At 54.5% G+C, this 13,754-nt stretch carries 13 protein-coding genes and 1 pseudogene; 4 read left to right on the top strand and 10 right to left on the bottom strand.

Going from position 1 to position 13,754, the window contains the following annotated elements:
• Nucleotides 1–239: 239 nt before the first annotated feature.
• Both QU481_RS17795 and QU481_RS17800 read right to left on the bottom strand, forming a co-directional pair.
• A complete protein-coding gene (locus QU481_RS17795; RefSeq protein WP_289831364.1) occupies nt 240–782 on the bottom strand; it encodes a flavin reductase family protein in 543 nt (180 codons plus the stop codon).
• A 691-nt stretch (nt 783–1,473) separates the two neighbouring features.
• Nucleotides 1,474–2,313: a universal stress protein gene (locus tag QU481_RS17800; RefSeq protein ID WP_289831365.1), complete on the bottom strand. Its 840-nt coding sequence runs from the start codon at nt 2,311–2,313 to the stop codon at nt 1,474–1,476.
• A gap of 940 nt (nt 2,314–3,253) precedes the next feature.
• Here QU481_RS17800 and QU481_RS17805 point away from each other — a divergent pair.
• The gene (locus QU481_RS17805) at nt 3,254–3,481 is read left to right on the top strand and encodes a helix-turn-helix domain-containing protein (protein ID WP_289831366.1); all 228 of its coding nucleotides are present in this window, start codon (nt 3,254–3,256) and stop codon (nt 3,479–3,481) included.
• A gap of 314 nt (nt 3,482–3,795) precedes the next feature.
• Nucleotides 3,796–5,667 (top strand): ATP-dependent zinc metalloprotease FtsH, encoded by a 1,872-nt coding sequence (gene ftsH / locus QU481_RS17810; RefSeq protein WP_289831367.1) that lies wholly within the window; start codon nt 3,796–3,798, stop codon nt 5,665–5,667.
• 231 nt (nt 5,668–5,898) lie between these two features.
• On the opposite strand, the gene QU481_RS17815 is transcribed toward ftsH, so the two are convergent.
• From QU481_RS17815 to QU481_RS17835, 5 genes are all read right to left on the bottom strand, one after another.
• A complete protein-coding gene (locus tag QU481_RS17815; RefSeq protein ID WP_289831368.1) occupies nt 5,899–6,651 on the bottom strand; it encodes a DUF47 domain-containing protein in 753 nt (250 codons plus the stop codon).
• A gap of 19 nt (nt 6,652–6,670) precedes the next feature.
• Entirely contained in the window at nt 6,671–7,711 is a 1,041-nt protein-coding gene (locus QU481_RS17820) for an inorganic phosphate transporter (RefSeq protein ID WP_289831369.1), read from the bottom strand.
• 540 nt (nt 7,712–8,251) lie between these two features.
• A complete protein-coding gene (locus QU481_RS17825; RefSeq protein WP_289831370.1) occupies nt 8,252–8,374 on the bottom strand; it encodes a hypothetical protein in 123 nt (40 codons plus the stop codon).
• A 369-nt stretch (nt 8,375–8,743) separates the two neighbouring features.
• Nucleotides 8,744–8,872 carry a hypothetical protein gene (locus QU481_RS17830; RefSeq protein ID WP_289831371.1) on the bottom strand — a complete coding sequence of 43 codons (129 nt, stop codon included), beginning with the start codon at nt 8,870–8,872 and terminating at the stop codon, nt 8,744–8,746.
• Complete coding sequence (locus QU481_RS17835) at nt 8,869–9,081, bottom strand: hypothetical protein (protein ID WP_289831372.1); 213 nt, start codon at nt 9,079–9,081, stop codon at nt 8,869–8,871. The genes QU481_RS17830 and QU481_RS17835 overlap by 4 nt, the downstream gene beginning before the upstream one ends.
• A 39-nt stretch (nt 9,082–9,120) precedes the next feature.
• Here QU481_RS17835 and QU481_RS17840 point away from each other — a divergent pair, with 39 nt between their 5' ends.
• Nucleotides 9,121–9,804, top strand: coding sequence for a L,D-transpeptidase family protein (locus QU481_RS17840; protein WP_289831373.1), 684 nt, complete (start codon nt 9,121–9,123; stop codon nt 9,802–9,804).
• On the opposite strand, the gene QU481_RS17845 is transcribed toward QU481_RS17840, so the two are convergent.
• On the bottom strand, nt 9,769–10,167 hold the full coding sequence (locus QU481_RS17845; protein WP_289831374.1) for a transposase: 399 nt from the start codon (nt 10,165–10,167) through the stop codon (nt 9,769–9,771). The genes QU481_RS17840 and QU481_RS17845 overlap by 36 nt on opposite strands.
• A 312-nt stretch (nt 10,168–10,479) precedes the next feature.
• Here QU481_RS17845 and QU481_RS17850 point away from each other — a divergent pair, with 312 nt between their 5' ends.
• Nucleotides 10,480–11,646, top strand: coding sequence for a Fic family protein (locus tag QU481_RS17850; RefSeq protein ID WP_289831375.1), 1,167 nt, complete (start codon nt 10,480–10,482; stop codon nt 11,644–11,646).
• Between the two features lie 123 nt (nt 11,647–11,769).
• Here the strand turns inward: QU481_RS17850 and QU481_RS17855 are convergent.
• Nucleotides 11,770–11,972: pseudogene (locus QU481_RS17855) on the bottom strand (transposase); the annotation flags it as partial.
• Nucleotides 11,973–12,329: 357 nt separating this feature from the next.
• A partial coding sequence (locus QU481_RS17860) for a hypothetical protein (RefSeq protein WP_289831376.1) occupies nt 12,330–13,754 on the bottom strand: 1,425 nt, incomplete at its 5' end.

Here is a 13,754-nt window from a genome sequence, read left to right on the forward strand (position 1 = left end):
ATAGACATAAACAAAGACAATCCAAACGCTTGAGACCACGAAGGACATGAGCATGTCAGGCAGGATAGCGATGCAGGTCGTCACGACTGCCAAGAATGCTAATGCAATGTAATTGCTGTACGGATACAAATACAGCTTGTATTTAGCAGATTCTTGCCCACATTGAATCTTATTTTCCTGAATTTCAGATAAATAATCACGATTGATACCCAAGCACAGACCAGCGCAAAAAATGAATGCTAAACACCAGGCGGAAGCTTGGAGGCCATCATCGCCCTCCGGTCAATCTTGCGCCCGTCGACAATGAATGTTCCGTCGCCAACAGCGTGAACCGTGCGCTTCTCCTTCCGCTCGGTGTCGATGCATGCGGCAACCGCCTCTAATACGACAATATTGTACTTTTTAATGATGTCGATAACCTTGCACTCTATATTGGCGAGGCACTCCTTGATCAATGGCGACCTAACAACTTTTCCTTGCACAGGTGTGAGCTCAAACTTGGCAAACTTGTCAGTATCTTTCCCTGAGCACGTCCCTATGCCGACCACCTTATCCAGCATGTCAACCGTGGGAATGGCAATGACGCACTCTTTATTTTTTTGCAACGCCGTGAAAGAGTGATTCCACTCGCCTGTGATAATGGCAAATACCGGCGTGAAATCCATCACCATGGTCCAGGAGATAGTCATGATGTTGTCTTTCTGTTCATCATGGGTCGTCACGAGGACAACCGGCCCTGATTCTATCAGGGTAAAGACCTTGCTCAGTGTCAACTGACGCATAAGAGCACCTCGCGATAGGCTGGCAACGCATGATGCGGTCAGCGGGACGCTGTTGCATTACTTTGGCGCAGACCAACAGGCCCCAACCCCCAGGCGAATTTCAGGGGTAAGGTAACTTGCCCCGAGCCCGATTTATGCATCGCTTTAGGTATTTTGAGACAAGCCAGCTATTGGCTTGCGAAAGTTTTAAACCAAGGAATCGATAAACTCCCTCGCACGAGCAGTCAGATTGCGGCGGATTGAGTAGTAGACGTACAGAACCGCTGGCGGAATAATTAAGTCAGATAGAACAACTTTCAAACGGCCGCTTTCTAAATATTTGGCCACGTCCCAGTTGGAGTTAATCAGTAATAAGGCATTTACGCATTTACTAAATCGGGGGCAATTCACTCGCCTATCACAGCAGGGATTCCGCATTGGTGTGGATGGCAGCATGGCATGCTCCCAAGAGGAGCAGTGGTTTACACCTTCATTTGCAATAGTAATACGATTCTTACTAAAATACATGAATAGCAGTCAATAATTGTTCCGTTTCTCACCAGGTTATAAATCTCAGCGGCATTTCTAGGTGTTCATTGGGTCATCGAATTCATGTAGCCTTGAATATTGCTTATGTGCAATACATTCCACGCAAGCCCCAACTATCCCAGAAAACAATTACAAACCACTCCTCATCGCCAAGTCATCAACTTCAGTGCGACATTAGCACTGGTATCGTCATAGATTCGAGAACTGTCTTAGTCGCACCACCGAGCACGATCTCGAGTAAGCGTGAGTGGCCATAGGCCCCCATCACGAGTAGATCCGCACCTACATTAGCAGCGGTCATCAGTAGCTGGCTGCCGGTATCCATTACGCCGTCGATATCGGCCATTAGTTCGATCGGTACTCCGTGCCGGGCTAGGTAAAGTGAGATGTCCGCCCCTGGTAGTTCCCCCTGGGGGCTCAGCATACTGTGTGAATTAAAAGTTTGCACGGTGGTCTTTTTGGCCAATTTCAGTAAGGGCAATGCATCGGTTAGCGCCCTGGTTGCTTCCCGCCTGGCATCCCAGCCAACAAGTGCTTGTTGGCCAACATCACTGAACGACCCCGCATAAGGCATCACTAGCACTGGACGACCAGCTCCGAGCACGGTCTGCTGGACCAAGTCATTCTGCCGATTGTCAACACTTTGTTCTGGATTGCTCTGTCCAAGAACGACCAGGTCATGGTATCGAGCATTCAGACACAGCGTTTCTATTGGTCGGCCGATGCGCTTTCGCCACTCAATCTTGTCAAGACCTACAGCGCGCACCACCGAATCAAATGTTTCCTGTGCCTGATTGGCACATTTCTCCGCGTACTCATAGGAAGCCGATGTAAAGGCATGAACTGGAAGTTCAGCTATGTTACTTTCTAAAGAAGGCAGCCAATTGGTGAATAGACCGGTCAGATGTGCATTAAACCGCTGGGCAAGAAGGGCAGCTATCTCGACACGGTTTCGGCACCCTGGAGTACTGTCCACATGGACTATGATACTTTTATAACCCATGGAGAACCTCCTCATGATTTAGTATATGATATTATCGTTAAATGTTTAATGCTTTATCAGACTAGGCAGAAGAAAGATAGAGATCATCGCACTAAATAAAGATAGTGCCACAATGAACAATAGAACAGTTAACTTCGTTTTGGCTATTAATATATTGGCGTTGCCATATCCTGTATCTATCAAGCCAATAGGATACTAAATCGCGACATAACTACCTGTATCGGTTAGTTGACTCCAGTTTTGTAGAGTAGCGCCCTGCATTTTTCTGTGAGGAATGCTGATTTTTCGGTAATCTGCCAAGGAATTTCAATGACTTTTCACCAATACAAAAAGCCTGCTGTATTTAGCGTTTTCAATGCTATACACATAAAGAAAATTCAAATAAGCAGAATGCTTAATTTGAGACTATATTGATATTCGTCAAGAAATACTCAAATAGTGCGATTCTTTAGGGAGTAGATTAAAATGGAACTATCCACTATTAACGTTAATGCTAAATAAAAACAATAAATTATATTGATGGCATAAATGGGTTGCGCCTATCTGTCGACATGAATTATGTATAAGCAGCTGTTTTGAAACAAGTTATACCGAGAGAAGGCGCATTAGACGAGTGGAAATTATCTGCAGAGTGGTCGACCCATTTAATGCATTATATGCCATTTGCTTTGACTGATTTATAACCGTAATTTGAATCGACGGAAGGAGGAGTCAAGATGGCGGATTTCTTATAGCTGGTGATTGTCTAGGGTTAGACGCAATAAGCTTGAATCGTCATGTCTGCGATGCTGTCGCTTAGGAAAATGCGGATGTATGTTCAATCCCATTTGATCAGTTAGAGAAACTGTCGCCATCCTTGCCGTCATTGCAAGTTGGCTTATCCAAACTACTCAGCCGAGAGATAGCTCGTGAGCATTCTGTTATGTTTATGCTGGGGAGTATGAATACTGATGAACGGCTAGCGGCCTTCTTGGTTAACCTTTCTAGACGACATGCACAACGTGGTTATTCCACAACAAGAATTTTGCTAAGAGTAAGCCGTGAGGAAATTAGTTCGTTTCGTGGCGTAACGTTAGAAACAATCAGCCGTGGCTTTTCGCGTTTACTGCGGCTTAATTTTATTGAAGTTAATGGAAAAGAAGTTGTAATTAAATATATGGAATCATAGATGGCTGGAATAGAGTGAACTAAAGCACACCTATTATAATCTTACAATGATGATCCGGCATGGCAAGCATCGATCTATATATCATCTTGAAATATAAGCAATGAATTTTATAAGTTTATATTTACCTGATTAATACAGCTGATTACTGGGCAAAGATTTCTAGCTTGGTTTGTGAACTATTGGCTTACAATGAGTTTTAAATTTCCAACACAAAACTCAAGCAGCTGCGTACCTGCGTTCTGGTCGAGGCGTGAAAACGCTTCATTTGCTAGCAACAATCTCCCGACTGAACTTTCTCCGCATAAGGTGAAGGTATGGAGCCAAAAAAACAGTTCTCCAGCTGGTATTTCCTCATTATTTTTTGGGTGATCGTTATCTTCCAGAGCCTTATTGCTCAGGACAGCATGATTAGCCTTCCCTATAGTGAGTTCAAGACTTTATTAAAGGCAGGTAAAGTCAAGGAAATCACCATTGAAGAGCAACTGATCTCAGGGACCTTGAACGGAAACGGCGTAAATGGTTTGGTCGCAAAGGAAACGGCTGACCATATCAAGCAACTAGGAGCAGGTGAGCATCCTTTTTCGACCATACGCGTGACTGACCCTGCGCTGATGCAGGATTTGGAGGTAGCTAAAGTTCGTTACTCCGGTAAAGCCGACAACAAGTGGGTCTCGACGATTCTCTCCTGGGTTCTGCCTGGGGTCATCTTTGTTGTTATCTGGCTGTTCGTCATGAACCGAACTGGCACTACAGGTGGCCTCATGTCCATTGGGAAAAGTAAGGCCAAGGTCTACATGGCAAAGGAGACCAGCGTCACCTTCGATGATGTGGCCGGCATTGATGAGGCGAAGGATGAACTCATGCAAGTGGTGGAGTTTCTGAAGTCACCTGAACGCTATCGCAGGCTGGGAGGAAAGATTCCTAAAGGGGTACTCATTGTTGGCGCACCAGGGACCGGAAAAACGCTACTTGCCAAAGCTGTTGCAGGGGAAGCGGGGGTGCCATTCTTTTCCATCAGCGGATCCGAGTTCGTGGAAATGTTCGTCGGGGTTGGCGCAGCGAGGGTGCGTGATTTGTTCGAGCAGGCCGAGCAAAGGGCACCGTGCATTATTTTCATCGATGAGCTCGATGCACTCGGTAAAGCACGCGGCATGAGTGGCATAAGTGGGAACGATGAACGTGAGCAGACACTCAACCAATTGTTGGTGCAAATGGATGGCTTCGACACCAATAAGGGCGTCATTATCATGGCTGCCACCAATCGTCCGGAAATTCTCGATCCGGCTTTGCTGCGTCCCGGTCGATTCGATCGTCACGTGGCCATCGACCGTCCCGATCTGGTGGGGCGGGAGAAGATACTCCATGTCCACTGCAAACATGTCACGCTCGCACCGAGCGTCGAACTCACCGCCATCGCGGCACGTACCCCTGGCTTTGCTGGCGCCGATCTCGCGAACCTGGTTAATGAGGCGGCGTTGCACGCGGCTAGGGTGGGAAAAGACGCCGTCGATATGACCGATTTCGACGAGGCCATCGACCGGGTGGTGGGCGGGCTAGAGAAGAAAAACCGAATCATGAACCCGAGGGAAAAGGAGACTGTGGCTTACCACGAAGCAGGACATGCGCTGGTAGCCGAAATGCGGCCAAACGCCGACCGAGTCGGAAAGATTTCCATCATTCCGCGTGGCATTGCGGCGCTAGGTTATACCCAGCAGATCCCGACAGAAGAGAGGTATCTGCTCAAGAAGAGCGAACTGCTGGATCGTATCGACGTGCTATTGGCGGGGCGTGTCGCTGAGGAGCTAGTGTTTGGTGATGTCTCTACGGGAGCACAGAACGATTTGCAGAGAGCGACCGACATGGCCCGTCACATGATCACTCGCTATGGGATGAGCGAAACGCTCGGATTAGCCACATTCGAAGAACCCCGCACCTCAGCATTTCTCGACGTTCCGATGTCACAGCAGCCGCCTTCCTACAGTGAGCGTACGGCTCAGGTGATCGACGACGAGATTAGCAAGTTATTGGCCAAGGCTCATGAGCGCGTCGAACTAACGCTCCAAGCGAATAGAGCGAGCCTGGAGGCATTGGCAAAATTATTATTAGAAAAGGAAGTGGTTGACCGGGTAACTTTAGAGGGTTTGCTGTCCACCCACGATTTACAACCTGTAGAGCATTCTAAATAAATAGGGTTCTGCTTACCAAGGAACAGTTGCACAAGTCATTCCAAGCCTGCGTACCACACAAAGTCTTTGTCGCAAAAAGTAGAATCTGCTTTCCTTGCCAAAGAAGCTTTGCAAAAATCGAGCTTTCTGAAGGGAAATTATTATCGAATATTGGATGAAATGGAGCAACAAATATGATTTATGCAACTAAGCCGATTCACTCTCCCGCCAAGCCTCCTCTGCTCTTCGCGGTCAGGCAATCTTGGCAATAATGTCATGCAGTACTTCACCGGCAAGGACCACGCGGTCGGCCGCATTGGACATATGGCGATAGACTTCGCGGCGCTTGAGGATTTCGATCACGAAGCCAACGGCCGAGCCCACTGCCAACACTTCGCTGCGGGTCAGTTCCTGCATCAGCACCTCCAGCGAATCCGCTGCCTTGCGCTGCTCAGGTGTCAGGGTGGTCACGTAGTGGTGCGCGTCGAACAGCTCTGAGAGCGCCATGCGGTAGGTGTGTTCGGCGACGCGTTCCATCTTGCGTGCCGCTTCCGCATCAGCTTCTGCCAGCAGGGGTTTCTTCGCCAACTGGGCGTAACCACTTTGCAATGACAACACCCCCTCATGCAGCAGTTCGGCCATGGCGCGCGTGTGCTCGTCAGGGCTCAGATTCAGGCCACGCATTTCGCGCACGGTGGTTCTGGCGTAGTTGATGATCTCATCAATGGTGGCAATGGAGCGATAGATGTCTTCGCGATCGAACGGCGTGATGAAGGTCTGGTGCAGGAGGTTCATGTTCTCTACCCGTAGCACATCCCCCTCGCGCTCCAGCTCGATCACCCGGTCGGCGTGTGAGTTTTCACCCGTACGCATGTAGGCCAGCAACTCCGCCATGCCCTCCGCCACCAGATCGCACTGCTGGTTGAGTAGCGCATAGAAGTCAGGCGTGGGTGGCGAAAGGCGCTGCCACCAGCTGCGCCATAGCGGGACATGTGGCTCATTCATGAATGACGCGCTCCAGTCCTCAGTGCAGGTGGGTGAAGGTGATCAGCAGCCAAGTCAGTGCCGCCCCCAGTAGCGCGGCTCCCGGCAGGGTGACCACCCAGGTCAAAGCGATTTCCCTCGCTTTCATCCAGTGTACGGCACGAGGGCGCTCAGAGGCCCCCAAGCCCATGATCGAAGAGCTCACCACGTGCGTGGTCGAAACCGGCCCGCCCACCAGCGAGGCGCCGAATATCACAGCGGACGACGCCAGTTGAGCGTCCAGCCCATGAAGCGGGCGCAACTTGTAAATGTCGTATCCTACGGTGCGAACGATGCGCCAACCGCCCAGCAGGGTGCCCAAGGTAATGCTGGTTGCGCTGGCCAGAATGACCCACCGCGGCACGGTGAAGGCTGGCAGGATACCGCCCAGAACCAGTACCAGGGTAATGATCCCCATGCCTTTCTGGGCATCATTGGAGCCGTGAGAGAACGCCAGCCCCGCGGCCGTCCACCACTGACCATGTCGCAGTTTACGATTGACCGAGGGATGCGCCGCCCGCAACAGGTATTTCATCAGCCGATGCACCACAAACCCGACTGCAAAACCTGCCAGGGGTGACAGCAACAGGGACAGCAACACCTTGGTCACGCCGGTGAGCTTCCCTTCTGCCAACTGCGCTCCCCCCCACACCACGTTGTCCGGCCCGGTACTGACCAGCACGGCGCCAACCAGACCACCCACCAAGGCATGGGATGAGGATGAAGGCATGGCAAGCCACCAGGTCAACAGATTCCAGGCGACGGCGGCGGCAATGCCGCACAACACCAGGGCAATGCCGAGTTGCTCAGGCACAAACGCTAGACTGACAAAACCACCAATGGTATCGGCAACCGCCGTACCGGCCAGCAGTGGACCCAAAAAGGTAAACACGCCCACCAGCAGCAAGGCCTGCACGGGTGTCATGGCCCGCGAGGCGACTAGTGTGGCAATCATGTTGGAGGAGTCGTGAAAGCCGTTGGTGAGGTCGAATACCAGCACCATGGCTATCGTCAAAATGAGCAATACCCAAGCGTTCTGCATTCATGTTTCCCGTGGACGTAGCGGCAAAATATGCGACATCCCCGACCGGGGGCTATCTACCTGTACAAGGCATTACCTGCAGACGGTCTACCGGCGGATCAGGGTGAGCACTGCAGCTCGGGTACCGGGCAGCAGATTTCGGCTTGCAAAACCTCTTTGAATCGATAAAAAGAAAAATCTCCTTCTGACGCCCACTGTTTTCAGGATAGCTGAGCGGCGATCATGACTCATGGGCAATGGCCCCACAAAACCTGAATGGCCCTTGATTTCGCAGGAGGCTTCAAGCGGCGGCCTCTGGCCGCCGGTAGCATACATCAGGAGCCCGAACGTCACCCGCCCCAACCGCGCCGTCTCAAGTTTTGAGAACTTCCTGGTACATCACTGTATGGACAGCCCGAAACGAGACCTGCTGGAGGCAGCCGACAAGAAGGCTTATCGGAAAAATGAGGGATCGTCGGTCGACTGGGGGGAATGAGAATGCGGCCGCGCTAAACGTCATGTGGGGCCCGTAAACGGACCCCACTGCTGGATGGGCCTAGATTAGAACATCGGCCCCTGACCGTGGATCAGCTGGTGGACTACCACGAGGATAATCACCTTAATGGTCCAGATCAGCAGGTCTTCAACCCTACTTCTAAACCCCCTCCTTGCGGCTGTGCTCATCGGGCACTCCTTCAAGAAAGAGATCGAGAGGGTGCGTCCCCTCAGCGGTACTAGGTCGCCTACCACTTTGCGGGCGCAATTTAATTGCAAACCATGGGGGCAGGAAAGTCAAAGGCTGTGCTACGAACGGCCACCAGCGGCACCGCACCGGCTCGGGTTCTAGATGGTGTCGTCACGAGTCGCACCGCTGAGGCAGGCCCCGTTACACATGCGAGCATGAACGACCTTGCCACGCTCACGGCCTAGGCTCATCGCCAGCATTATCTCCTAGCTGCCGCCCAGATTCGCTGCATTGCAATCTGGACCAGAATCTTGTGACGACACCATCTAGAAATATTTGTAGAGGTCACAAGAACTGAACAAGGCTAGCTACAGCGCCTGAATATTCGACGCCTGCTTGCCTTTCAGGCCTGAGGCCTTGAACTTGCCGACGATGCACGTGGCGATGAGCGGGTTCGACCAGCCTTCGCGGGCGATGCTGACGGGGTTGGTAATCACCTCCCGGGCAAGCCATGGGCTGCCGGCGGGAAGTAATACAAGCGCCGCTGCAGTATGTTAATCACCACGCCCTGCCACGGCTTGGGCGGCAGGATGAACAGGTCTGGAACTACCACCGGCCCCGTCGGGGTCCAAACGAAAACACCGGTATTGGTGCGGATGATCTCCTCATAGCCAACATCGAAGTGGCGGGCGATAGCGGGTAGCATATTGTCCGGGTTGTCTGCATCACGCGCACCTTACCCACCATGGTGGAGCCATCGTCCGACAAGGTACAGGTGACGGCCGCCGCCGGCATCGAGAGCGCCAACGTCACGACGGCCGTACCACTTGACCACGGGCACGCGCGCCCCATCGACATTTGCAACAGGGTCATGACCATGCGCTTTCAACTCAGAGGTATGCTATTTGGACTCGCGCTGGGTGCCGTAAGTTGTGCCGCGTTGGCGGCGCCCTGGGTCGACGTCGATACGGACGCGCTGACGCTGACCGTCTACACGAGCGACGGGCGCGAGCTCGCACGCTTCAACGATATCTCGATCGGGCGCGACGGCGTCGCGGCACTGCACTACCATGGCGACGAGAGCACACCGCGCGGTAACTATCATATCGTCGCGATCAGGCCTTCGCCGCTGTTTGGCACCTTCATGCTCCTCGACTATCCGCGCCCGGAACACGCAAGCCTCGCCTTCGATGCCGGGCGCATCGATGCGGCAACGCGTGACGCGATCTTTAATGCCGACAAGGAGGATCTCATGCCGCCACAGGATACCGTGCTCGGCGGGGAGATCGGCATCCACGGGATCGGGCACGATAGTCTGTTCATTCACACGCTCTACAACTGGACCAACGGCTGCGTCGCGCTCACTAATCGTCAGATCAATCGGTTGGCGCGGCTAGTGCGCCCCGGCGTGGCGGTCATCATCCACTGAACTGGCTCCCGCCGTGACGGCCTGACGCCATCCGCTACGTAAGGTTTCGGCGGGGGCACCACTAATCGGTCGGTCCTGAACAATGTTGGCGCTCACTGAATTTTGACCCGCGGGCAATTTCAACAGACTCTCGACAAAGCCCATCACCTGGCGAAGGGGCCGGCCGAACAGGCACTTGGTGGTGAGGCAGAACAGGATGGCGCCATCGCTCAAAGACGGCGGTCGCCCTGGCTTGCCCTTGGCCTGTCCCTGCCACAGTAAACCCTTGTCCAACCAGATCATCAATGAGCCTCGGTGCCTGAGGGCGATGTTGTCGCTCTTCCTGTTCGTCGTACGGTACTTGGCGGGTAGTGGCTTACTCACTCGGCAAGCCTACCGGAGGCTATGCAGGACTGCTGTTTGGAGCGAGTTCTACAGCAGCGCCATAGAGAAGACATGCAGGTTGGGAAACACAGCCATGCTGTGAGTCGTCAAGCTCGTCAAAGATTCGCCAAATGATTCGCCATGCCTCCCTACCACTACACAAGTCCTCACCGGATGACACCTCTGCTGCCATCCGACGTGAGAATGGACGAACTACGGCCATTAGCTGCTGAACTCATTGCGCGAGCTAAGGACTTACCGGCTCAAGGCTTACCGCACCTGCGGCTTCTGTTACGAGAAGCCTTACGGCCCATGAACTCCTACTACACCAACAAGATTGAAGGCCAGCATACCGAGCCCTTGTTGATCGAGCAGGCCCTCAGGCAGGACTTTTCAGCTAAGCCAGACGAGGCCCGTAAGCAGCGGATTGCCATTGCTCATATCGACACTGAGTACTGGGGCGAGGCACAGCTACCGAACTTTGACGGGCAGACGATCTTCTCTGCTCAATGGGTGCAAGGTATCCACCGACATTTGCATCACCAGTTACTGCCTGAAGACCTGGTTCAGCATGGAGAAGCAAACTCTGACGAGTCGGCAGAACCCGTTATTCCAGGGGAATACCGGAAGAGAGGGGTAAAGGTGAGGGTTCATATTCCGCCAGACCCTTCCGCTATCCCCAACTTCATGGCGGCATGGGAAAACGGATACAAACACCAACGGCCAGGTGAATCCGCCGTTATTGCACTCATGGCAGCTCTCCACCGCTTAGCGTGGATTCACCCGTTTGTGGACGGCAACGGTCGGACAGCTCGCCTACATACGCACCTGGGCTTATCAGCGCTCGGTTTGACTCAAGGGCTTTGGTCCCCCATGCGGGGTTTAGCCCGTCGCCAAAGCGACTACTACAGTTACTTGGTCAAGGCCGATAAGGACCGGCAGGGTGACTATGACGGTCGTGGAATACTCACGGAGAAGGGTCCGGTTGAGTTTATACAGTTTCTTACCGAAACCTGCCTAGACCAGATCAGATTCATGGACAACATGCTGCGGCTGAATGAGTTTGAAGCACGGTTGAGTCAAATGCTTGCCGCTGAAGCAACCAAAGAAGCCACTAAGGCCTTGAAAGTCGAGGCAGCCATTCCCCTTGCCTATCTGGGCACGGTGAAAGAAATGGAACGCAGCCGTTTCAAGGGTATGATGGGGCTAGCTGAACGCACGGCAGATCGAGTGCTGGCTGACTTGTTCAAGCTCGGGATAGTGGCTTCGAGAAGCCCCAAGGGGCCTGTTGAACTCGCCCTGCCCATTCATTCCGCTACCTGTTCCCACGACTGTGGCCTGAGGCTGAATCGTCGGTCGAGAGATAAGGGGCTCAAACCTACGCTAGTTTGTCTTGGCCCACAGCAGGGAACAGAGGCTAAGCAAGATTCGCCAAATGACTCGCCATGGATTGCTACAATCCTTACGTTACAAGCCTGACAGAGGGGAAAACTCCCCAAGAAAGATTCGCCAAACAACTTGCCAAAGCTATCCTATATGGCAAAGAGGCAGGGTGAGCCCCCCTGAGACGGGCCAGCCCTTCAGGCGGAATCTGGCCCGCCATTCCGGCAGCATCGGTGCATCGCCCACCCCATTGTCGATGACCTCGATAGCCCGAATCTCACGGGTTTCGGCGTCGATTGCCAACTGCACTTTACGCCACTGTCGGCGCTAGTCGGCGCCATGCTGCTTGATCTTTCACTGCCTTCGCCGAGCAGCTTGATGCCGGTGCTGTCGACCAACAGATGCAGGCCCGATCGGTTCGGGTGGGTCCAATCGAGTGCCTCAACGGGAAAGTAGGGCTGCCGTCAGACTCATGACAACGTTTTTTGAGCCAACAACACCCAGATGTCCTGCCATCTTGTTGGCGAGTGACGCAGCTACCACGTTGAACGGGCGCCATGCCTCTCGTCCGTGTCGCCCTTTCCCGAATGACGAAGGGGGGTCTCGGAACGGGCCAGTCTTGTGCCAGTCTTGGGAGGGACAATGAGTAGGCAGCGGAAACGGGCGAGCGAGACCGGGTGGCCACAGTCCCGGAGGCCCGTCTGCCTACTACTCGCCTGGAACGGTGTCACTCATGATGGCCGTTCCCTACTACGGGTCATCCCCGCCGGGTACTACCGTCAGCCAGCTGACCCGCCCTGTGACTGCTCCTGGTGCAGCTGGAAATATTCCTCCAGTTCATCCATCAACTGCGCGGGATGCGGCAAGACCGCCTTGTGCGGGTGCCCCTTGAGCGCGTCCTTGATCGCCGGGCTGCAGGTCTCTTCCAGCCCGAGGACGATATCATGCTTGTCCTTGATGGCGCGGACTTTCCCAAAACGCGCATCGGCGCCGAGAAACAGCAAATCGTAGCGCGCGCCGAAACGTTCGCGGAGGGCCTGTTCCTGCTCGGCGGGCACGCCGATCAACAGGGCGCGCAATTTGCGCGGGCCGGCCATGGTCGTCTGCGGGTTGCCTTTGCGCTCGGCCTGGCTGGCGGGGGGCTGCTTGCCGACCTTGCCACGCCCTTGGCCGGGCGGGGTGGGACGCTCCGCCGCAGGCGCGACGTTGCCCGGCGTTGACCGCCCCGTCACCGGCGGGCGCTCACGGTGTGGCGCCGCTACCGGCGCCGTGAACGCGGTGCTGAGCTGCTGGGTCATGGCGTCCAGCCGGGCGCGGATGACGTCGATCTGGGCGCACAATTCCTGGGTGGCCTGTTCCAGCGGGGCCATCTGATTCGCGACGAAAGTGCCCAGTTTCTGCGCGACCTGTAACAGCAAGAGGTCGGAGAACTGGTCGACTGCCGACGTGAGGGCATCGTGCACTGCCGGTGGGGTACTCGGGGCCACCTCGTGCGCCAGCGTCTCCGGCGTAGCGAGCGGTGCACTATTGGTCGGTGCGGCGTCGGCCGGAGTGAACGGGACGTCCGCATCGAGTGCTAGGTCCTGAACGGGGACCGGTGTCGATGAGGCGGATCGGGACGGTTCCGCCCTGCCCTCACGCGCGGCGTCGGCCTCCGGTGTGGAGTAAGGCAGGGATTGTTGGGGAGGTGTTTCGCTCGCGGTGGCCTCCGCGAGGGGGCGGCGACCGCGACGGCGCGTTGCCTCCGGCGCCACCGTCGTCTCTTGGCGCAGTGGGGGCACGACCTCCGTGACCGGGATCTCCTGTTGCACCGGTTGGTCGGTTGGCGGGGTGGTCAGGATCTCCGCCTGGCTAGCCGGGATGGGGGTCGCCTCCTGAGGCGCCAGCGCGGCGGGAGTTAACTTCGCCACCAAGGCGGCCGAGCGGGGAATCGGTTTATCCGCCAGATCATTGGCTTTGTCGGTCCGAATGTACACCTTGCGGTTGCGGCCGCCTTTCGCGCCTGGCGCCGGCGGGGCCGCTTGGCTGGTCACGTAGCCTTTTTGGACGAAGTCGACCAGCAAGCGCGAAGTGTAGTCCGGATTCACACCATATTCGCTCGCCAGAACTTGACGGATTTGCGACCCTTCCAGCCCCCGCTCTTGGCCGAGTCCGATGAGTTCAAGGAGTTGCCAACGGGAAATGGTTTTATGTGGTTGATTGCG

The sequence above is a fragment of the Crenobacter oryzisoli genome (assembly GCF_030385785.1).
Taxonomy (GTDB): domain Bacteria; phylum Pseudomonadota; class Gammaproteobacteria; order Burkholderiales; family Chromobacteriaceae; genus Crenobacter_A; species Crenobacter_A oryzisoli.

What these genes read in the sequence shown, in the direction of transcription:
- QU481_RS17850 (WP_289831375.1), top strand. Translation starts at nt 10,480, where the DNA reads ATGAACTCCTACTACACCAACAAGATTGAAGGCCAGCATACCGAGCCC.
- QU481_RS17800 (WP_289831365.1), bottom strand. Translation starts at nt 2,313, where the DNA reads ATGGGTTATAAAAGTATCATAGTCCATGTGGACAGTACTCCAGGGTGC.
- QU481_RS17840 (WP_289831373.1), top strand. Translation starts at nt 9,121, where the DNA reads ATGGTGGAGCCATCGTCCGACAAGGTACAGGTGACGGCCGCCGCCGGC.
- QU481_RS17825 (WP_289831370.1), bottom strand. Translation starts at nt 8,374, where the DNA reads ATGAGCACAGCCGCAAGGAGGGGGTTTAGAAGTAGGGTTGAAGACCTG.
- ftsH (WP_289831367.1), top strand. Translation starts at nt 3,796, where the DNA reads ATGGAGCCAAAAAAACAGTTCTCCAGCTGGTATTTCCTCATTATTTTT.
- QU481_RS17835 (WP_289831372.1), bottom strand. Translation starts at nt 9,081, where the DNA reads ATGCTACCCGCTATCGCCCGCCACTTCGATGTTGGCTATGAGGAGATC.
- QU481_RS17805 (WP_289831366.1), top strand. Translation starts at nt 3,254, where the DNA reads ATGAATACTGATGAACGGCTAGCGGCCTTCTTGGTTAACCTTTCTAGA.
- QU481_RS17815 (WP_289831368.1), bottom strand. Translation starts at nt 6,651, where the DNA reads ATGAATGAGCCACATGTCCCGCTATGGCGCAGCTGGTGGCAGCGCCTT.
- QU481_RS17820 (WP_289831369.1), bottom strand. Translation starts at nt 7,711, where the DNA reads ATGCAGAACGCTTGGGTATTGCTCATTTTGACGATAGCCATGGTGCTG.
- QU481_RS17795 (WP_289831364.1), bottom strand. Translation starts at nt 782, where the DNA reads ATGCGTCAGTTGACACTGAGCAAGGTCTTTACCCTGATAGAATCAGGG.